Source organism: Cohnella sp. LGH (assembly GCF_017671885.1).
Classification (GTDB): domain Bacteria; phylum Bacillota; class Bacilli; order Paenibacillales; family Paenibacillaceae; genus Cohnella; species Cohnella phaseoli.
Window position 1 is genome coordinate 6,359,994 of record NZ_CP072117.1, and the last position, 20,113, is coordinate 6,380,106.

The 20,113-nt window shown below is 53.7% G+C and carries 15 protein-coding genes; 10 read left to right on the plus strand and 5 right to left on the minus strand.

What is annotated here, in order from left to right; all coding sequences use genetic code 11:
- Positions 1 to 636: 636 nt before the first annotated feature.
- Positions 637 to 1,917: a group II intron reverse transcriptase/maturase gene (gene ltrA, locus J4772_RS26495; RefSeq protein WP_209072097.1), complete on the plus strand. Its 1,281-nt coding sequence runs from the start codon at positions 637 to 639 to the stop codon at positions 1,915 to 1,917.
- 479 nt (positions 1,918 to 2,396) lie between these two features.
- On the opposite strand, the gene J4772_RS26500 is transcribed toward ltrA, so the two are convergent.
- The 3 genes from J4772_RS26500 to J4772_RS26510 all read right to left on the minus strand — a co-directional run bounded on the left by J4772_RS26500 (position 2,397) and on the right by J4772_RS26510 (position 4,300).
- Entirely contained in the window at positions 2,397 to 3,125 is a 729-nt protein-coding gene (locus J4772_RS26500) for a metal-dependent hydrolase (protein WP_116064553.1), read from the minus strand.
- A 31-nt stretch (positions 3,126 to 3,156) separates the two neighbouring features.
- Complete coding sequence (locus J4772_RS26505; protein WP_209072098.1) at positions 3,157 to 3,513, minus strand: hypothetical protein; 357 nt, start codon at positions 3,511 to 3,513, stop codon at positions 3,157 to 3,159.
- Between the two features lie 154 nt (positions 3,514 to 3,667).
- On the minus strand, positions 3,668 to 4,300 hold the full coding sequence (locus tag J4772_RS26510; protein ID WP_209072100.1) for a rhomboid family intramembrane serine protease: 633 nt from the start codon (positions 4,298 to 4,300) through the stop codon (positions 3,668 to 3,670).
- A 309-nt stretch (positions 4,301 to 4,609) separates the two neighbouring features.
- On the opposite strand from J4772_RS26510, the gene cls reads away from it, so the two are divergent.
- The gene (gene cls / locus J4772_RS26515; RefSeq protein ID WP_209072101.1) at positions 4,610 to 6,058 is read left to right on the plus strand and encodes a cardiolipin synthase; all 1,449 of its coding nucleotides are present in this window, start codon (positions 4,610 to 4,612) and stop codon (positions 6,056 to 6,058) included.
- Positions 6,059 to 6,069: 11 nt separating this feature from the next.
- Here the strand turns inward: cls and J4772_RS26520 are convergent, their stop codons facing one another.
- Together J4772_RS26520 and J4772_RS26525 are read right to left on the minus strand one after the other, a co-directional pair.
- On the minus strand, positions 6,070 to 6,654 hold the full coding sequence (locus tag J4772_RS26520; protein WP_209072103.1) for a Uma2 family endonuclease: 585 nt from the start codon (positions 6,652 to 6,654) through the stop codon (positions 6,070 to 6,072).
- A 57-nt stretch (positions 6,655 to 6,711) separates the two neighbouring features.
- Positions 6,712 to 7,074 (minus strand): Uma2 family endonuclease, encoded by a 363-nt coding sequence (locus J4772_RS26525; RefSeq protein ID WP_209072105.1) that lies wholly within the window; start codon positions 7,072 to 7,074, stop codon positions 6,712 to 6,714.
- 299 nt (positions 7,075 to 7,373) lie between these two features.
- On the opposite strand from J4772_RS26525, the gene J4772_RS26530 reads away from it, so the two are divergent.
- The 8 genes from J4772_RS26530 (at position 7,374) to J4772_RS26565 (ending at position 20,098) form a co-directional block, all read left to right on the plus strand.
- Positions 7,374 to 9,500 (plus strand): alpha-amylase family protein, encoded by a 2,127-nt coding sequence (locus tag J4772_RS26530; RefSeq protein ID WP_209072107.1) that lies wholly within the window; start codon positions 7,374 to 7,376, stop codon positions 9,498 to 9,500.
- A gap of 20 nt (positions 9,501 to 9,520) precedes the next feature.
- On the plus strand, positions 9,521 to 11,140 hold the full coding sequence (locus J4772_RS26535; protein ID WP_209072108.1) for a response regulator: 1,620 nt from the start codon (positions 9,521 to 9,523) through the stop codon (positions 11,138 to 11,140).
- A 27-nt stretch (positions 11,141 to 11,167) separates the two neighbouring features.
- Positions 11,168 to 12,952, plus strand: coding sequence for a cache domain-containing sensor histidine kinase (locus tag J4772_RS26540; protein WP_209072110.1), 1,785 nt, complete (start codon positions 11,168 to 11,170; stop codon positions 12,950 to 12,952).
- Between the two features lie 116 nt (positions 12,953 to 13,068).
- Entirely contained in the window at positions 13,069 to 13,971 is a 903-nt protein-coding gene (locus J4772_RS26545; RefSeq protein WP_209072112.1) for an ABC transporter permease, read from the plus strand.
- A 15-nt stretch (positions 13,972 to 13,986) separates the two neighbouring features.
- The gene (locus J4772_RS26550) at positions 13,987 to 14,868 is read left to right on the plus strand and encodes a carbohydrate ABC transporter permease (protein ID WP_209072114.1); all 882 of its coding nucleotides are present in this window, start codon (positions 13,987 to 13,989) and stop codon (positions 14,866 to 14,868) included.
- Between the two features lie 70 nt (positions 14,869 to 14,938).
- Positions 14,939 to 16,741: a type 2 periplasmic-binding domain-containing protein gene (locus tag J4772_RS26555; RefSeq protein WP_209072116.1), complete on the plus strand. Its 1,803-nt coding sequence runs from the start codon at positions 14,939 to 14,941 to the stop codon at positions 16,739 to 16,741.
- Positions 16,742 to 16,827: 86 nt separating this feature from the next.
- Complete coding sequence (locus tag J4772_RS26560; protein WP_209072117.1) at positions 16,828 to 18,078, plus strand: Gfo/Idh/MocA family protein; 1,251 nt, start codon at positions 16,828 to 16,830, stop codon at positions 18,076 to 18,078.
- 28 nt (positions 18,079 to 18,106) lie between these two features.
- Positions 18,107 to 20,098, plus strand: a complete 1,992-nt coding sequence (locus J4772_RS26565; RefSeq protein ID WP_209072119.1) for an FG-GAP-like repeat-containing protein — start codon at positions 18,107 to 18,109, stop codon at positions 20,096 to 20,098.
- The last annotated feature ends 15 nt before the right edge of the window (positions 20,099 to 20,113 follow it).

Below are 20,113 nucleotides of genomic sequence, written 5' to 3' on the forward strand. Positions count from 1 at the left end.
CGGCAGACCGAGAGAGCTGTAACATAAGGCGAGCACTGAAAAAGCCATTTTTTTGTTGGCATAAACAACAAAACAATGGCTTTTTTTGGGTGCGCCCGGCATGGGCGATAACTAGGCGGTGAAAGTCCGCTACAGGCTTGGCAGTAGGAACTGTTAGCCGAAGGCAAGGGTGTCCATCGCGAGGTGGAATCTGAAGGAAGCCGGAGGCAAACCGTCGGTCTGACGAACAGGAATCACATAGAAGGCATGGTGAGACGGACGAGCTTGCCTAACAAAGCAAAGTCCAATACTGCCCGAATCTCACCATGTAGATGTGGCAGATAGATGAGGGGAAAGTTATCGCTCTTACCCGGGGAGGTCTCACAGACGTGAAATAGGAAAAAAAAAATCCGAAACACGGAGTAAAGCTTGCTGTGAGAAGTCAGCAGAGGCCATAGTACGCAAGCCGTGTCAGCGGCGAGCGGAAGGGCTGAACAATCGTAAGTCTTGAGTATAAACCGAAAGGAGAATCGATGTGATGAAAGCAGAATACCGAAAGGGCTACCGGCAAAGAGATAGCGTGGAACGCGAAGGGTATGCAGGAGCGCGGAGCATCGAAGCTCGGAAGGTAGGGAAAGAGACGGTGCAGAGGGCCTGATGGAACGTATTCTGAACAGAGACAATCTGAATCGGGCGTACAAACAGGTCAAACGCAACCATGGCGCGCCGGGAATAGACGGAATGACCGTCGAGGCGGCATTACCCTGGTTGCGGGAAAACAGAGACGAACTCTTGCAAAGTATACGAGAAGGAAGCTACAAGCCAAGCCCGGTGCGGCGCAAGGAGATCCCCAAACCAGATGGAAGCGGTATGAGAAAGCTGGGTATCCCAACCGTCATCGATCGGGTGATCCAGCAAGCGATCGCGCAGCAACTGCAACCGCTATTCGAGCCGCTCTTCGCGGACGGGAGCTACGGCTACCGCCCGGGACGAAGTGCACAACAAGCGATTCGAAAAGTGAAAGCATATGCGGAGCAGGGCTACAGACATGCGGTCGAAATCGACCTGTCGAAATACTTCGACACGCTGAACCACGAGCTTCTTTTAAACATGCTTCGCAAGCAAATTCAGGACAAACGCATCATTGATCTGATCAAGAAGTACCTGAGAAGCGGAGTCATGGAGGATGGGGTACGTCGGGCAACGGAGGAAGGATCGCCTCAAGGCGGACCGTTGTCCCCGCTTTTAGCGAACATCTATCTGAACGAATACGATCAGGAGATGGAGAAGCGAGGCGTGACGGTCATTCGCTACGCGGATGACATCGTGGTGCTAGCGAAGAGCAAGCGAGCAGCCATGCGACTGCTAGCATCTAGCCGGAGGTATCTGGAGAAGAAGCTAAAGCTCCAATTGAACACGCAAAAGAGCAAGGTGGTCAGCGTTGTGGCGCAGAAACACTTCAAATTCCTGGGATTCGCGTTGGGGAAGAACGGAAAGGGCGTCTATGTACGCGTACACCGTCAATCCCTGACGAAGGCGAAGAAGAAGTTGAAGGAGCTAACGAGTCGAAGTCAAGGCAGAAATGCCCGGCAAGTCATGGAGAACGTCAAGGTCTACATTCGGGGATGGATCGACTATTTCTATGTAGCGGACATGAAGCGAATCCTGCAAGGCTGGAACGAATGGCTGCGAAGACGAATGCGGATGTACATCTGGAAACAATGGAAGAGGCCTCGAACGAAGGTTCAGAACCTGCGAAAGCTGGGGATACCGGAATGGCAGGCTTACCAATGGGGAAACACGAGGCTAGGCTACTGGCGAATCGCCGGAAGCGCCGTGCTGAATCGCTCTGTAACAAACGAAAGGCTCGCACAGGCAGGGTATTATGACTTCCCTGCGCAATACGAGCGCTTACGTCAAGTGCACTCAAACGGTTGAACCGCCGTATACCGAACGGTACGTACGGTGGTGTGAGAGGTCGTCTACTCAACTAATGAGTAGCCTCCTACTCGATTGATTCAGAGTATATACCTCAATGCCCTTGTAATTGATCAAGGTCTCTTTTCGTACGGACGGGGGGTTACTCGAGCGGAAAGTTAAAGCGGAAAACCCGTCTTAAATCTTCGGAATGAGCAAAAACGGCCGATTTAAGAAGGAAAACCCAGCTTATTTTTTCCGAATAAGCGATTTTGCGGAATTTAAGCGGAAAATCCGCCATATTCGCCCCAAAACTAGTGCGTAAGCACTTTTAACACGGCTTTTCCGCCTTAGACTAACAAGTCGTCCACGCCCTGAGCGGATCGAGCCGAGCAACCCCACCTACAGATTTGAGCAAAGTACTCTTTGCTTCAGCGCCCGCGGTACGCCGAAGGCGTTTTTGCTTGCATGGAGTCAGAGTTCTCTTCCGCTGCCGAGGCTTATTTACCGTCTCGAGCAACCAGCTTCTTCAGCGAAGCCGCCGTAATCTCCAGCTTCTCGCCCGGTGCGAGCACGCGTCCGCGCTGCCCCTGCGATTCCAGACGCCGTACGAAATCATCGGAGTCTTGGCGGATAGCAGGGAACGAGTTGTAGTGTACCGGGATGACAAGCTTCGCGCCGAACCATTCGGCTGCTTGGAGCGCATCGTCCGGGCCCATCGTATAGTGATCGCCGATCGGCAGGAAAGCGATATCGATTGGATGCCTGTCGCCGATCATTTTCATATCCGAAAACAGAGCCGTGTCGCCGGCATGCAGCAGAGTCAAACCTTCTACCTGCACGATAAAGCCGGCCGGCATTCCGCCATAGATGATCTGGCCCTCCTCCAGGAAAATGCCGGAGCTGTGGAACGCCTGAATCATTTTCGCCTTGGCGAATCCTAAATCGACCGTGCCGCCGATATTCATGTCGATCGTTTTCAGCTGCTTACGGGACATGTACATAGCGAGCTCAAAGGTAGCGACGATGGTGGCGTCGTTCGCCTTGGCAATCGGCTCCGCGTCGAGAATATGATCGGTGTGCGCATGGGTGAGCAGAATGTAATCGGTCTTGATGTCTTCCGGTTGTGTTACCGCCAGGGGATTGCCTTTCAGGAACGGGTCGAACAGCAGCGACTTGCCTTCTGTGACGATCTGAATGCAAGAGTGTCCGTGGTAGATGATTTCCAAAGCTCATTCCTCCCGGATTAGTAAGTAACGGCTAGAGCCCGGACGAATAGCGGCTCAGAGCCACAAGATTCAACTTAAGATCCTCCATATACGTCTTGACGCTCGTCTGTAGCTGATTGAGGATGAGGCGCTGCAGATCTTCGATGCGGTCCTCCGTGCAGAAGGCAGAGCAGCACAGCATACCGTTCGCGTATTGTTTCGTTTCGACAACCGTCGTATTGAGCTTTTCTTTGTAAATCCTTTTTACTGCGCCGTTCTCGGGTCTGATCTCGTAGTAGCGTTGAGTTTCCAGAAGCAGTTTCCATGGATCGATCGTGAATTCGCATTTATCCTTGCGCAGTTCTCCCGTAACCTTGAAGAATCGTAACGTATTGTTGATACGGCTCATAATGCAATCCTTTCAATTCGTCATAATCCGTTCCGGCAGATAGTCCATCCAGAAAGTGCCAACCAATATTCTAGCATAATTCGACATTTGTTCAACCGCATCCGTCGGACATTCCGCCCTCGAATGGCGAACGCTACCGAATTGTCACAACTTGTCAGACTCCACGCTTGTATTTTTTCGTTTTACTCGCCACGAATAGTCCCATCAACCCGAATCCACCCAGCGCGCCCCCAAGATGAGCCCAAATGTTGATTTTCGGGAGGATGATCGAATAGATCACGCCGAATGCGATCGAAATAAAGATCGTTTTGCGGGTGGCTTCGTCCAAAGCGAATTTGCGAAAAATCGCAAGAAACAGATAAGCGCCGAACAGGCCGTAGATCGCGCCCGACGCTCCGAGAGAGCCGTATACGGAACCGGCGTTGACGATAGCCGTTAGCGCATTGCCCGCGATTCCGGCCAAGAGATAATAGACGATGTAACGGAAATGGCCCAGCAATCGTTCCAACGGAGGAGCAAAGATCAGAATGGAGAAGCTGTTGAACAGCAGATGCTCCCAATTGGCATGGAGCGCGATGGAGGTGACGTATCTCCAGGGCTCGCCCAGGCCATAGCGACCGTATTGATCGACATCAGGATCTTGATAGAAGATGCCCCACTCCGACAGCATTCTGTCGAGCATCCAATGGTCCAGCAGAAAAACGACCAAATTCATGGCCAAAATGAAGGAAGTTACCGGATAAGCCTTCAAGTAGCCCCTAAACGTTTCGTTTCGTTGAAATATCATGGCGATCCCGTTCCTTTTGAGCTTGATATGTATAATATACCATTTGGAGTCCCGTTTCTCCAAAAAAGCGGCATTGTGAACAGGCGAAGTGCGGACGATTGATGGGATAGGCGGATAACATGTTAAGTATAGTTTCTGTGCATAAACCGAGTGTTAACTGTGTGTAAACTGTGGAAATGTCTGTGGATATGTGGGCTATTTTGTTGATAACTATGTGGACAAACGAAAATTCTAGATATTCCCCCAGTGTAACTGTTAATATCGATTAAGACCGCATTTGCGGCAGGTTGGGACGCGGAGGTTATCCACATGAATGTGCTTTCATGGTTATTAACTGCAATTTTGGTATTGAATATGACTCTTGCGACGGTGATCATCTTTCGCGAGAGAAGAGATATCGGCTCGACGTGGGCTTGGCTGCTCGTGCTTTATTTTATCCCGCTGCTGGGGTTTGTGCTATATTTGTTTTTTGCGCAAAATTATCGAAAAACCCGGCTGTTCGAGTGGAAGGAGATCGACCGAACCGGCCTGAGGGAGGCGGCCATAGAGCAGCTTAACAGCGTCGGCGCGGGGGAATATGAAATACGCAATTCCGCGGCTAACGATTACCGGGACTTAATCGTGATGCATCTTAAAGCAAGGCAAGCGCTATATACCGAAAATAACGAAGTGGAGCTGCTGCTGGACGGTAGGGAGAAATTCGACCGACTGTTTCAGGATATTGCGGAGGCGAGGGACCATATCCACATTCAATATTACATCATTCAGAAGGATGATTTGGGAGGCCGGCTGATCCGAGCGCTAGCGGAGAAGGCGCGGGCCGGGGTAACCGTTCGGCTGCTGTATGACGAGCTAGGCTCAAGAAGGCTAAACCGTCGCAGTCTGCAGGAGTTTCGCGATGCGGGAGGAATTGCTGTGGCGTTTTTCCCGTCCAAGTTCAGGTTGATTAATTTCCGGCTTAATTATCGAAATCATCGCAAGCTGGTGGTGATCGACGGAAAAATCGGATACGTAGGCGGCTTTAATGTAGGAGACGAATATTTGGGCCTGGATCCGAAATTCGGCTATTGGCGGGATACGCATTTGAGAATGCGGGGCGAAGCTGTGCATGCGATGCAGGCGAGGTTCATTCTGGACTGGAATCAAGCCTCGCACGATAAGGTCCATTACCGCACGGAGCTGTTCCCGGAGTCGGAGGCGGAGAGCGGGACGGCGGGAGTGCAGATTGTGGCCAGCGGCCCGGAGTCGAAGCTGGAGTACATCAAGAACGGATATGTGAAAATGATCTCCTCCGCCAAGCATTCCATTCTCATTCAGACGCCCTACTTCGTGCCGGATGCAGGCTTTTTGGACGCGCTTCGCATTGCCGCATTGTCAGGCGTACAGGTCAGTATCATGATTCCGGACAAGCCGGACCATCCGTTTATTTACTGGGCCACTATGTCTTATATCGGGGTGATGCTCAAGGCGGGCGTCTCCGTTTACTTGTACCGCAACGGTTTTATTCATGCTAAGACGATCGTCGTGGACGAGGAGATCGCTTCCGTCGGTACGGCGAACATGGACGTAAGAAGCTTTAAGCTGAATTTCGAAGTGAACGCCTTCCTCTACGACAAGGAGGTTTCCGGCAAGCTGGCGGATGCGTTCAGAGAGGACATCAACGTGTCCGAAGCGCTGACGCTGGAACAGTACGGACAGCGCTCCAGAAGGATTCGGATCAAAGAGTCGGTGTCGCGTCTGCTTTCTCCGATTTTGTAATTGAGCTATCGCTACTGCAGCACATCGCCGAAAAGCCGGCTGACCTCGAAGGAGACGCAAGGAAGCCTATTTGAGACGACCTGCTCGTCATTTTCGTACAGTTGGGTTAGCTCATACTTCCCGCGTTCGTCCAAGTGAAACTGCTCCAACGTCCGGGCTTCGGGATCGATGATCCAATATTCCGGGACGCCGTGTTTCTCGTATACGGCCCTCTTCTTCAGTCTATCCCGCTTTTGCGAGCTTGGAGAGAGAACCTCTACGGCCAGATCCGGCGGACCCTCTATCCCTCGGGAAGTGACAATGTGTTTTCGGCTGCGGTGGATCATGATCGCGTCGGGCTGCACGACGTTCGTGTTGCTCAAGATAACATCTAGCGGCGCAACGTAGATCAGGTAATCCGATTTGCAGCTTTGTTTTAACTCAAAGCAAAGATCCGACGCAATAGACTGATGGGAGGCCGTCGGACTGGGAGACATCAGCTCCAGCACTCCGTCGATGACCTCGTAACGGTTCCCGTCGTCGGGCAATGCCGCATAAGTCTCGTAAGTTGCCGGCTGCTCCTTCACTTTGTCTGTCGCTTTTTTGTTTTTTTCCATTTGAATCCTTCCTTTCTTACTTGGGAAACTCGGAGTCGGCGTTGCCAGTCGGCTATGTCAACTGATCCGGCGGAACGGGCAGATTGCGACGAGGCCGGGAGCGCCTTTAATGCCTCTTTTGCTAATAATGTGCGTACGGCTCAGATGGACCATGACGAGATCGGGCTGCCGAACCTCGGTGTCCGAGAGAATCACATCGAGCGGGGCGGCCAGAATGATAAACTCGTTTTGGCAGCTACCGTCAAGCATGACTTGCATCTTATGGCAGATGAATTGATGAATAAATAGAGGAGAAGGACTCATCAGCTCCAGCACGCCGTCCGAAATCTCGTAACGATTGCCGTCGTCCTCCATATTCGCGTACATCTCGTAGGTAACGGGCGACTCCTTCACCAATTCCTCGTACGTTTTCTTCTTCATTTTCCCGCCTCCGTCTCCTAATCAAAAAGCACCCCGCAAAGAAACACGTGAACGTGTCCGGCTTTGGGAGGTGCTTCCTCGACTTTATTTCCTTTATTATGCCGAATTCATCAAGGGCTGTCAATCTTTGAAGAAGTCCTTCCGGATCGAGGAAGGCTGAAAATCGGTGTATTCTATAGGGTAATCGGTTGAAATGCTAGGTTGATAGGCAGATCGAAGGGTGTTACATTTCTTCAGAAGCAGGGGAAGAGATTCATCGGTTCGGAAAACACGGGCCGCTCAAGGAGGAGAAGCGACGAATGTATACGGAAATCAAAAGACTCGGCGGCGTTCCGACGTTGTTTGTGAACGGAGAGCCGTTGTACGCCAATGCTTACGTTTCTTACCTGGACGATCGGGCACGTTATGAGGATTTTGCTTCGGCGGGTATCCGCATCTATTCCGTTCCAGTGTATCTCGCAGGCAGAGGAATCAATACGGATTCCGGTATCGGCCCGTTTCGCACGGGGCTATGGGACTGCGAGGAGGAATTGAATTTCTGGCCATTGGAGGACGATCTTAGGCAGGTACTGGCAGCGAATCCGGAGGCGCTTATCTTTCCGCGAATCGATCTGGACATGCCCGAATGGTGGGACGAAAAGTACCCCGATGAACTAAACCGGTTAGCGAACGGCGTTAAGCGAAGGCAATCGTTCGTTTCCGAACGGTGGAGGGAGGACACAGGCGCCGCCTTGACGAAAATCATCCGTTATCTCGAGCAGAGCGAGTATCATCGGCACATTATCGGGTACCAGATCGCGGCGGGAGGAACCGAGGAATGGGCGTATCACGGCTGGCCGAACGCGGATTTCAGTTCACATGCGCTTGAGGCTTTCCGAGCGTGGAGACGCGAGCGGCATGGGGAAAGGACTGTGCATACCGATGAAGAACTTATCGCGGCATTGACCCTTCCGGACGCTGACGAACAAAGCGCCCTGCTAAGTCCGGCTGAGGAGGTTCTGCTCATCGATCACCGGCTGTTTCTCGGCGAAGTGGTCGCGGACGCGATCGCTTATTTCGCCCGGCTGGTCAAGCGTCAACTGAACGATCGGCTGATCGTAGGCGTCTTCTACGGCTATTCGCTGGAGATCACCGATCCGCGCGCGGGCCATCACGATCTGCGGAGCTTGCTGCGCGAGCCGTCCATCGATTTCTTCAGCAGCCCGAACAGCTATCTCGGAGTCAGGCGGCCCGGTATCGATTGGCCGTTTATGTCCGTCGCCGAATCTATCGCTTTGCATGGTAAAATGTTATGGGTGGAATGCGATACGCGCACGTTCCTCACGCGTCCGCTGCGCGAGGCCCGGCCCTCGATCTGCCCGCCGGGGAAATACGAGGGAGGCGTATGGGAAGGGCCTGCGACGCTCCAAGCCTCTCTCGATCTGCTGCTTAAGAATTTCGGAAAATGCTTAACGGCCGGAGTAGGACAGTGGTGGTTCGACATGTGGGGCGGTTGGTTCGCCGATCCGGCGATCATGGCGATGATGGCGCGGTTTCAGCGCATCGGGGAAAGCTCTTTGATCCTTCCGGATCGAAAGTTTCGCGCGGAAATCGCCGTAATTTTGGACGAGAAAGCCTATGCCTATCTTCGGCCGGGTACGGGCCTGGCGAACGCTTGGACTTACCTGCAGCGCCAGGGTCTTGGGTTGATGGGGGCACCCTATCATATTTACGATATTTCGGACTTAGCCGCGGCTAGTGAACAGAACTATAAAATCTATCTATTTCTGAATACGATGCTCGTTTCCCCGGAATTCGAGCAAGCGGCTGAGAGCATTGCCCAACAAGGAAAGTGTATCATTTGGACGTATGCAACCGCATTCGTTGCGAAAGACATCCAAGCTTGCGAGGAAGACAAGATAAACCGTTGGACCGGATTTCGACTGAAGCGGCTTGCCTCCACGAACCATCCGCATGCCGTCGTTGAGAGCCATCCCGAGGCAGATCGCTTTTTCCCAAATCTGCCGTCGGAATTCAACGATTACGGGCTGCGTACGCCGATTGATCCGATCTGGGCCGTCGACGATCCGGAAGCGGTAGCTCTAGGCCGAATTCGGGGAACGGACGACTGCGGCCTTGCCGCCAAAACGACCGGCGGAGCCACCCGTTATTTCTCGTCCGCCCCGGATCTGCCCTCATCGTTGTTGCGTGCGATCGCCTTTCGAGAGGGCGTTCACCTTTATTCGCATACGGACGACGTCATATATGCAAGCGCTTCCTATCTCTGTATCCACGCCTCGACGCCGGGCTTCAAAACCTTGTACCTGACCGAGCCGCACGAAGTGCGCGACGCGATGAACGGAGAGCTAATTAGAAGCGATACAGCGGAATTTACTATCCGCATGAAGCTGCACGAAACCCGGCTATTTGAAATCATCCCGAAATAGAATCGATTGGAGCGACAAATATGGCACCCTATAAGCTTCTTTTGGTCGACGATTTTTTCGTGGAACGGGAGAATGTGAAGGAAATGGTGGGGGAATCCGATCTCGACCTCGTCATCGTCGGCGAAGCCGGCGACGGGCTGGAGGCGCTTGAAGCTATTGAGGCCCAGCGCCCGGACTTCGTACTTACGGATATCGAGATGCCGCTTATGGACGGGCTGGAGCTGGCAGAGCGCATCCGGCTGCAGTATCCCGATATTCACGTCATCTTTTTCACCTTTTACGAGAAATTCGAATATGCAAGACGCGCCGTGCAGCTCGGCGCCGCTTCTTTTATCCTGAAGCCCGTCTTTAAGGAAGAACTGCTCGCGGAGCTTAATTCGATCATCGCTAAGAAACGGAAAGAAAGCGAAGCCGCCGAACAGGAAATGCGGCTTAAGGAGCGGCTGCGCGAAAGCCTGCCGCTGCTGACGGACAAGTTCAAGAGGGAGCTGTTCTCGGGAGCTTGCCGGGATTGGGACGAAGCGCGGATTCGGGACAGCTTAAGCTTCTACTCCTTGCCGTTTCCGGAAGGATCTTATTTGATTATGGCGGTTGAAATCGATCGCCCGCATTCGGAAACGGCCGAAGCGCCGGACGCCCGCGAATTGCGAACGCTGCGCCTTGGGGAGCTCGTTGCCTCAAGCGTTGCGGATTGCCCAAGCTTATGGTCGGGTTATGGAGACGATCGCTGGATCGTTCTGCTGGCATTCTCTCGCGAGACGACTCCGGAAATGGCCTTGGAAGAGGGATACGGCCGGGCCGAGAAGTTGATCGCCCGTATGGAAGCCGAGAATGCTCCCGTGTCCGTCGCCATCGGCGAACCGTTCGAACGGCTGGCGCAGACTGGAGATGCGGCAGGCCAGGCGATCCGGGCTCTGTCGCACAAATTTTATCGCGGATACGGGCAAATGATTCGAGTATGCGATATCGAAGAGAGGTCGGTCGGACCGGAAGCCGGCTGGCCGGTCAATTTGCGGGAGCAAATGCTTCGCGTCTTGAACGAAGGCGATGCGGAGGAGGTCGAGCGGTTTGTCGGCCGGCTCTTCGCGCAAGCGGATCGCCATTCGCCAGCGGAAATCCGCGGCGTTTGTTTTGCTGCGATCGCGTATTGCGGTCAATGGCTCGGGGAGCGCAGGGTCGACCCGTTCGCGGGAAGGGACGACGCATCGCTTTCCTGGGAAAGCCTTGTTCGCGCGGGAACGCTTCAGGAGACAAGGGAATGGCTGACGGAATTTCTGACTTCCGTGCTTCGTTCGATCGGCAGCGACAGCGGTGGGCCGAGCGGGATCGCGGAAGGTGCCAAAGCGTATATCGAACAGCATTATCAAGAAGCGATCACAATCAAAAAAATTTCCGATCACCTCCACTATAGCCCCAATTACTTGAACCAAGTGTTTAAGCAGGAGACGGGAGAGACGCTTCTGGAATATATGACGAAGGTTCGGGTCGAGAAGGCGAAAGCGCTGCTGACGGACACGGACAGGAAGGTGCTCGACATTACGACGGCGGTCGGATACAACCATGAGACGTATTTCCGCAACGTTTTCAAGCATTATACGGGATTGACTCCCAAGGAATATCGCGAGAAGTCCAAGCGTTAGCATCTAGAACGAACAGGAGTGGCTGATATGAGCGATAGATTGCTGCGGCAGTTTCGAAATTGGGGGTTAAAGCACAAGTTAATCCTCGCCTTCGCTTTGCTCATCGGATTCGTCGTGGTCGCATCCGGTCTGATCATCTACACGATTTCCAAGAACCGATTGGAGCAAACCAATAGGCAGCTTCTGCTGCAAAACTTGAAGCAAACGGGAGCGCTGATCGACTCCAAGCTCGACTCCTACTTCCTCAAATCGGAAATCATCTTTTCCAACACCCATCTGCAAAATTTCCTGAGAACCCAATACGGCGATCTGTACAGCGTGTACGACGCCTATCAGAACCAGCTGTCCAAGGTGCTCGAGCCGGTGCTAATGGATATGACCTACGCTTCTACGAAAGGCAGCGAGCTGATCAACGTCACGATCTATACCCCGAACGAGACGCTGCCGAAGGACAGCGGAATTCTTAAAGATATTAAGGAAATCGAAGGAAAAACGTGGGTACAGGAACTCAGGCAGTCCAAGGAAAAGCACCAGTGGCAATGGGTTCACGAAGAGAGCGGCCGCAAATACATTTCCATCCATCGTCTGCTGACCTCCTTCATCGATCTTAAAGAGCTGGGCGTACTATCGATTCATATTCCGGAAGAAGTGTTCGTCAAGCTGCTTCAGCAAAATAACGAGGGTTCCCGCTCGGTGCTGTTTCTGCTGGGCGACTCGGGCGACGAGATTCGCAGCCGATCCGGCGCTATGCTGCCGGAGAAGGATGTCGCGCTGCTTCGCGCCAGCGAAAGTCGCGAGCAAGTCGAGAAAAGAACGATCGAAGGGCAGGAGTTCTTGTTCGCGTCGATCGAATCGACGGCAACCGGCTGGCATCTGGCGGCGCTGATGCCTTATTCGGACGTGACCCAGCCGCTGAAGCCGATCGGTTACGCCGTCGCCTTTATTCTTGTCGTCAGTCTCTTGCTGGGGCTCGTGCTGATCGTATTTATCGCCCACCTGACGACAAGGAGGCTGCAGCTGGTCATCCGCAAGATGAACCGTGTGAAATCGAACTGGAACGAACCGCTGCAGCTCATTGCCGGGCGCGATGAGATCGGGCAGTTGGACGCTACGTTTAACGAATTGATTCAGGCTTTGAAAATCACGACGGAAGAACGGGTGCGCTTGCAGGTGCAGAAGTCGTCGCTGCAAGTAGAGCTGCTGCAAGCACAGATCAATCCGCATTTGCTCTACAACACCTTGGCGACGATCCAGTGGAAAGCCAAGAAAGCGGACGCCTTGGAAATCAGCGACGTAAGCGAGGCGCTCGTTCGCTTTTTCAGGCATTTTCTGAATCATGGAGACAGTCGTTCAACATTCGGGCAGGAGCTGCGTTTGATTGGCGAATATACGAAGATTCTCCGGTTTACGTACAATATGGCATTCGAAGAGACAATCGAGTTCGAGGAGGACATCATGGCGATGGGAATTCCTCATCTGCTGCTGCAGCCCATCGTGGAGAATGCGGTTGTTCACGGCCTACGGCCGAAAAAGGCACAGGGAAGTCTCTTGATCCGCGGAACGAAGGAAGGCGGGAGAATCATCGTCGAGATTATAGACGACGGCGTCGGCATGGCTCCGGAGCAGACGGACCGTATCAATCGTTCGGAACAGGCCAGGCCAAGCTATCGGGGCTACGGTTTCCTGAACGTGCGCAAGCGGATTCTCCTCGGCCTCGGCGAAGAGTACGGAATTCAGGTGGAGAGCCGTCCGGGAGCGGGAACGAGGGTAACGCTGCGGCTGCCTGCCGAGTACGAGTCGTCACTTGAATAATGCGCTTTCATAGCGTTGAAATGTGACTGCCGATCGGTGAATCGTGATCTGTTTCCGCCCTCCCTCCGCCTCTATACTTACGGTATGACAACAAGTCGTACTGGAGGAGGAGAAGCTTGGAGCTTTGGAGGATGTTGTGGAAGCAGCGGGTTCTATATTTGTTTCTGCTTCCCGGAGCGGTTGCCGTTCTGTTGTTCTCCTATGCGCCGATGGTCGGATTGATCATCGCGTTTCAGGATTACAAGGTGACGGGAGGTTTTCTGGGCGGAGAGTTCGTGGGGTTGGAGCACTTTCGGAATTTTCTGTCCGACCCCGAGTTTTACAACGCGCTTCGCAACACTCTTGCGATTGGAGGCCTGATGATCTTATTCGGGTTCCCCGCGCCGATTATTCTTGCTTTGATGATCGATGCGGTGCGAAGCACGAGGGTTAAGAAGCTGGTGCAGTCGATTACGTATTTGCCGCACTTCATAACATGGGTTTTTATTTCCAGCTTGGTTTATCGCTTGCTGGAGTCGGAAAGCGGCATCGTCAATTTGCTGCTCGTTAAGCTGGGGCTGGCGCCGATCAACTTTATGCAGGACCCAGATTACTTTTGGGGGATTTTGATCGTCACTTCGATCTGGCAGAGCGTCGGATGGAATACAATCATTTACCTGGCGGCGATTACGGGCATCGATCCCGAAATTCACAGCGCGGCCATGGTCGACGGAGCCGGAAGGTTCCAAAGGATGATCTCGATAACGCTACCCTGCATCCTGCCGACGATAGCGATTTTGTTCGTCCTTTCGCTCGGCTCGTTGTTCACCGTGAACTTCGAGGCGGTATTTAACCTCATGAACGGCTTCGTACAGTCGAAGGCGGACGTGATCGATACGTATATTTATCGGACAGGCGTGCAGATGGCTCATTTCTCGTACGCTACGGCAATCGGTTTTGCCCGTTCGCTGATCGCGGCGGCTTTGGTCGTCATCGGATATCTCTTTTCCAACAAAATGAATGAGACCAAACTGCTGTAGAACGAGGTGAAACAGATGGAAACGTATTCTCGCGGAGATAGATGGTTCGCTATCTTCAACTATGCGGCGCTTGCCGTCTTATGCCTGTTGATGCTGTATCCGTTCCTTTACGTGTTCTTGTATTCGATCAGCGACAGCGTGGCCGCTTCGGCCCGAACGCTGACTTTCTACCCGGTCAAGCCGACGTTGTACAATTATCAGGTCGTGTTGACGAACAGCGGCATCCTGAACGCCTTCGGCATCTCCGTGGCCCGGACAGTCATCGGTACGCTGGCTCATATCATCGTTACCACGATGGTCGCCTACGCACTGTCGAAGCGGTATTTGAAAGGAAGGAAGGGCTGGCTCGTCTACTTCATGATTCCGATGTTCTTTAGCGGCGGTTTGCTGCCTTACTATGTGGTTATCGTGAAGTTGGGCTTGTCCAATTCGTTCTGGGTGTATATTTTGCCGGCGCTGTTCAGCACGTTTAATATGCTTCTGGCCAAGGTGTTCTTCGACCAGATTCCGAAGTCGCTGGAGGAGTCGGCCGCCATGGATGGCGCAGGAGAAGCGAGGATCTTCTTCAGGATCGTACTTCCGTCCAGCTTGCCGATTCTGGCCACGCTGGCGATCTTCGCCGGAGTGGCGCAGTGGAACTCGTGGTTCGACGCGCTGCTGTTCGTGACGAAGCAGAACCTGCTGCCCGTTCAGACGCTGTTGTACAAAATCATCCTCGAGTCGCAGGCGACGACGGTCGAGCAAATTATGAGAATGTCGCAAAACAAAACGACGATTTCGTCGGAGGCGATCAAGATGACGACGCTGATGGTCTCCACGCTTCCGATTCTGTTTATATATCCGTTCATGCAGCGTTATTTCATTAAAGGGATGATGCTGGGCGCAGTGAAGGGATAAAGGACTTTACGGGTTTTAACTTCCGCCGGCGGAAGAGGAATAGATAGACATACACAGGAGGTCATCTACAATGTCAAACACGAAGCATCGTTTTACCAGATTTGCTCTAGCATCCGCTTTGTCTCTTTCTCTTCTATCGGCATGTTCGAACGGAGGAAGCAACGGAGCCGCGTCTTTGGAAGCAAGTCCAAGTCCGATCGCTTCTACCGACTCGTCGCCTTCCGCAGCTGCGGAGACGCCGGTGAAGGAAGAGCTTCTCGAATACACCTTCCTGGACACGGTCCATCCGACGGCGCCGTTCGGATACAACAATCCGAACGACGTGGTCACTCCTTACGTGGAAGATAAGTTCAACATCAAGGTCAAAGATATTATTTTTTCCGCGGGAACGAGTCCAGTCGAACGAATCAACATGCTGATCGCGGCAGGGAATCTGCCTGACGTCGTCCTGGCCGACAATCCGAACCTTTCGGTGCTGTACGCAACGGGAGCATTCGAGGATCTGACGCCGTACAAGGACTTGCTGGTCAATACGGACAAGTTTGTGTCCGATACCGGCTGGAATATGCTGATGCAGGACGGCAAGCTGATCGCGCTGCCGACAAACGCGACGCCGGATCAGTCCAACCCGGATGTGAAAGCCCTTACCGATGCCGACATCCACTATCGCCCTCATTACGCGCAGAACTTGTTCGTACGCGAGGATATTTTGGAGAAGCTGGGCTATAAGTTCAAGAAGGTGAAGGAGCTGCAGGCCGAGCTGGATGCGAACCCTCGGCGATTGACGGAGGCGGATTTGGCCGTAGAGCCGGCGATCGATACGCCCGAGAAGTTCGAAAAGCTGCTCTACGACATTAAAGCGCTCGATCTGAAAGAAAACGGGAAGTCGGTTATTCCGCTAGAGCTGCCCGATTGGGGGGCTTACCATCTGAGCCAGATTTATGCGCCGTCGGGCGGTTATTATGCGAATCCGACGACCCAAGAGGTGACAGGGTGGATCAACAATCCGTTCATGAAGGAGTATTATTCGCATCTGTACAAATGGTTCAGCGACGGAATTCTGGATAAGGACTATCTGATCCAGAAGCCGGAGCAATTACAGGAGAAAACGGCGTCCGGCAGGGTGGCCGTCACGTTCTTCGCTCCTGACTTCAATGCCGTCCGCCAAAACCTGGCGCAGCTGAATCCGGATTACGACATGCGTCCGATCGCTTGGCCGAAGTCGCAATACGAGCTGGAGACAGGCAACCCTTCCTATATCGACGCGGATTATCCGGCAGGCTTCACCAACATTTTAGTTAAAAAAGGCTTTAAGGATATCCCTCGGCTGTTGAAATATTTCGACTGGTTCCAGTCGGAGGAAGCGATGGAGATTACGGCGTGGGGACCCGAGAGCGCAGGCTTGTATGAAAAAGTCGACGGTCGTCGGGTGTTCAAGGACAAGGAGTTGATGGCTTCCCTGGACGGTACGGAGACGGGGGTCGGCGGCAAGACGGCGGAGTATTACGGCATCAACAATACGAGCAAAGCCTTCCTGACCGCTCCGGCCACCTTCTATAACAATAAGACCTATCATACGGAGCCTACGAAATTCGACGCTTGGGGAGATTTGCGCGTCGTAGCGGGCGCCTCGAAGCTAAGTCTAGACGGAACGGTGCTTCCGGCTAGCGGGCTGAAATCGAACGAAACCTCGCAATACTACTGGAATACTTTCCGTACGACGAAGACGGCTCAACTGATAATGTCGAAGAACGAGGATGAATTTAACCAGGCTTGGGATAAGCTTGTGGCCGAGTTTAACGACAAAGGCGGATACGAGGCGGGCATCGAGGAGATGAAGCCGAAGTTCCAGGTGTCGCTGGGCGTCAAGTAACCGAGGAGCGGCAATACAGCGGCGCGATTAGAGAACGGAGCTGTCCCCTGTAATGGGGACAGCCCTGAACGCATTGGAGGAGCATCATGAATCGAACTCAAGACATTCGCAAAATCAAGCTCGGCATCGTCGGCGTCGGAAGCCGGGGAACGGGACTACTACAGGAACTGCTGGCCATGGAGGATGTGGAAATCGCGGCCGTCTCCGATCTGTACGAGGACCGGATGCGCGAGGCGGCGGCCTTAATCGAAGAAACGGGGAGATCGGCTCCCGGCCTTAACTTGCGCTATCAAGACCTGTTGAATGAGAGCGACGCGGAAGGCGTCATTATCGCCTCCTCTTGGACCAGTCATGCGGAGATTGCCGTGGCAGCGATGAAGGCGGGCAAATATGCCGGCATGGAAGCTGGGGGAGCATCCTCTCTCGAAGAATGCTGGCAGTTGGTCCGAACCTTCGAGGAGACCGGAACGCCTTGTATGCTGCTGGAAAATTGCTGCTACGGCCGCGAGGAAATGGCGCTTCTAAATATGGCCAAGCAAGGCCTTTTCGGAGAGCTAATTCACTGCCAAGGCGGCTACGAGCACGATCTGAGGGACGAGGTTGCCAGCGGCGAAGAGAAACGGCATTATCGTCTCCGCAATTATTTGCGGCGGAACGGGGAGATCTACCCGACGCACGGAATCGGCCCGATCGCGAAATATTTGGATATCCACCGGGGCAATCGCTTTATGACTCTATCATCGATGTCCTCCAAGGCTCGCGGAATTAATTTGTGGGCGCGGGAAAATCTCGGACCGGATCATCCGGCGGCAAAGGCCGACTTCGCTCAAGGAGACGTTGTGACGACGATGATTCGCTGCGCTCGCGGGGAGACGATTCTGCTCACCCATGACACGACACTACCCCGTCCATATTCCAGAGCGGGCAGAGTGCAGGGCACTCGCGGAATCTGGATGGAGGATAACGGATCGATCCATATCGAAGGGCGCAGCCGACCTCACGAATGGGAAGCCTTTGGGAAGTACATGGAGGAATACGATCATCCACTGTGGCAGTGGTATCGGCAGGAAGGCGTGCGCGGCGGTCACGGGGGAATGGACTATCTCTGCCTGCGCGCCTTTATTGAAAGCGTAGCTAGCCGCGGACCGACGCCGATCGACGTTTACGATACGGCGGCATGGATGGCCGTGACCTGTTTGTCGGAGCAATCGGTGGCGCTTGGAGGGAATGCGGTCAGCTTCCCCGATTTTACGAACGGCGGCTGGATCGGCGGTTCTTCCGGTACATCTTCAGACTACGACGGCAAGTATTCTTTAGAGATTCATTCGAACGCTTAACTTCATAACGGGTGGGGGATGGGCATGCATGGGAATTAAGCTTAGGGGATTTAGACGACTTGCGGTTATATCGCTCGTGGCAGTGATTGCAGCAGGAATGTTGGGGGACGTTCGGGCATCGGCCGCGGACGTTCCTCCTCAACTCGGGATCTGGTATAGCACGTGGTATGCCAAGGAAGGCGCATACGTATGGGCGGAAAATTTGGGGACGGCATCTACAAACCAACTGCTCGGCGACGCGAATGGAGACGGCAAAGCGGATGCCGTCCTGTATGACAGCTCGAACGGGAAGTGGACGGTGGCGCTCTCGAACGGCAACGGGTTTTCCGCCGCGAGTATGTGGGTAACGGGGCACGGCTATGGCTCGGCGGATCAATTTCTTGCAGATGTCAATGGGGACGGCAAGGCGGATGCAGTCGTCTATTTCGAGCAGGACGGAAGCTGGTGGGTATCGTTGTCTACCGGCTCCGGCTTTGGGAGCTACTCCAAATGGAAGCAAAGCTTCGGAATCGGGGCTAACAAACGTATGCTGTCCGATGTGAACGGAGACGGGAAAGCGGATGCCATCGCGTATTACGGGAATGCGGGAGACTGGTGGGTCGCTCCGTCGACGGGCAACGCTTTCGGCGCAGAAAGCCGCTGGATCTCCGGGCATGGCGTCGGCTCCGGCAATCAAATGCTGGCGGACGTTAATGGAGACGGCAAGGCCGATTCCATCGTCTTTTTCGATCAGGACGGAAGCTGGTGGACGGCGTTATCGAACGGCGCGAATGCCTTTCAGGGCTATACCCGCTGGAAGAACGGATTTGGAAGCGGTTCATCCGCCCAGTTCGTCGGGGACACGGATGGCGACGGGAAAGCGGATGCCGTTGTCTATAAATCCGACAGCAACCCGAATGGCAACTGGTACCGGGCATTATCAAGCGGAGCCTCGTTTGGCAGCGCTCAGGATTGGAAGATACGGCATGGCAACGGATCAGGCAAGCAATGGCTAGCCGACGTGTTCGGCGACGGAATGGAAGCTCCGGTTGCCTTCTTTCCGGCATCGGGACAATGGAAAGCGCTTCCCGCCGATCTCTATTATTTCAAACCGAACCTATGGAATACATGGGAAGGGGGGCTTCTGCCGAACAGCCGACCGATCAAGTACGTTCCCAGAACGAATGGGGTTTTCTCGACTTACGATAGCGGGGACCCTGCGGTGATCGATGAGCACCTGGCTATGCTCGCTGACGCCAAAATCGACTTCGTGATCCTGGATGAGACGAACGGAATCAACGTAGATAACGGCTATATTAAGCAACGGGCCGCTGCGCTGGCAGGCAGAATCGCTATCTGGAACGCGAATCCGTCCCACCGGCCGATCAAATACGCGATTGCAGTAGGAGCGATGCAGAGCACGCATCTTCCGCAAACAATGGAGGACGAGAGCGAGATCGTATGGGACGAGTTCGCCAATCACCCCATATATGGCGGTTCCGACAACTACTATTATTTAAACGGAAAGCCGTTGATCGTATCCTATGCGGAATATGCCGACCGACTCCAGTGGGAGGGGTGGAGCGGAGACAAAACGGAATCCAATCGCTTTACCGTACGCTGGATACAGGGCAAGGTACCATGGGAGCCCGGGTCGGTTTTCGGAGGAACTCCGCCGGTCTCTGATTACGGCTTGTACTTCGGATGGAGCTATCCGCTGGGAGCACAGGCCAATGCCGATACGATGGTGGTCATGCCCGGTCATAACAATAACGTGGGCGATTGGATATCGCGAACCTACAATGGAGTTCGAGGCGGCTTTTATACCGAATTGGGCTGGAATCGGGTACTCATCCAAGATCCTAAAATAGTCGTCATCAACTCGTTTAATGAATTTGCCGAGGAAACCGCCGTTCAACCAGCCGACACGAGCATGCTCGAAGCTCCGAGCGAGAAATGGCTGAACGGCGCAGGGCAGCAGGATCCGGATATGTATTGGAATATGACAAAGCAGGCGATCGAGGATTTGCTGGCCCAGTAGAAAGGAATAAACCGA

What these genes read in the sequence shown, in the direction of transcription:
- J4772_RS26530 (WP_209072107.1), top strand. Translation starts at nt 7,374, where the DNA reads ATGTATACGGAAATCAAAAGACTCGGCGGCGTTCCGACGTTGTTTGTG.
- J4772_RS26560 (WP_209072117.1), top strand. Translation starts at nt 16,828, where the DNA reads ATGAATCGAACTCAAGACATTCGCAAAATCAAGCTCGGCATCGTCGGC.
- J4772_RS26535 (WP_209072108.1), top strand. Translation starts at nt 9,521, where the DNA reads ATGGCACCCTATAAGCTTCTTTTGGTCGACGATTTTTTCGTGGAACGG.
- J4772_RS26565 (WP_209072119.1), top strand. Translation starts at nt 18,107, where the DNA reads ATGGGAATTAAGCTTAGGGGATTTAGACGACTTGCGGTTATATCGCTC.
- J4772_RS26540 (WP_209072110.1), top strand. Translation starts at nt 11,168, where the DNA reads ATGAGCGATAGATTGCTGCGGCAGTTTCGAAATTGGGGGTTAAAGCAC.
- J4772_RS26550 (WP_209072114.1), top strand. Translation starts at nt 13,987, where the DNA reads ATGGAAACGTATTCTCGCGGAGATAGATGGTTCGCTATCTTCAACTAT.
- cls (WP_209072101.1), top strand. Translation starts at nt 4,610, where the DNA reads ATGAATGTGCTTTCATGGTTATTAACTGCAATTTTGGTATTGAATATG.
- J4772_RS26525 (WP_209072105.1), bottom strand. Translation starts at nt 7,074, where the DNA reads ATGAAGAAGAAAACGTACGAGGAATTGGTGAAGGAGTCGCCCGTTACC.
- J4772_RS26510 (WP_209072100.1), bottom strand. Translation starts at nt 4,300, where the DNA reads ATGATATTTCAACGAAACGAAACGTTTAGGGGCTACTTGAAGGCTTAT.
- J4772_RS26505 (WP_209072098.1), bottom strand. Translation starts at nt 3,513, where the DNA reads ATGAGCCGTATCAACAATACGTTACGATTCTTCAAGGTTACGGGAGAA.
- J4772_RS26520 (WP_209072103.1), bottom strand. Translation starts at nt 6,654, where the DNA reads ATGGAAAAAAACAAAAAAGCGACAGACAAAGTGAAGGAGCAGCCGGCA.
- J4772_RS26555 (WP_209072116.1), top strand. Translation starts at nt 14,939, where the DNA reads ATGTCAAACACGAAGCATCGTTTTACCAGATTTGCTCTAGCATCCGCT.
- ltrA (WP_209072097.1), top strand. Translation starts at nt 637, where the DNA reads ATGGAACGTATTCTGAACAGAGACAATCTGAATCGGGCGTACAAACAG.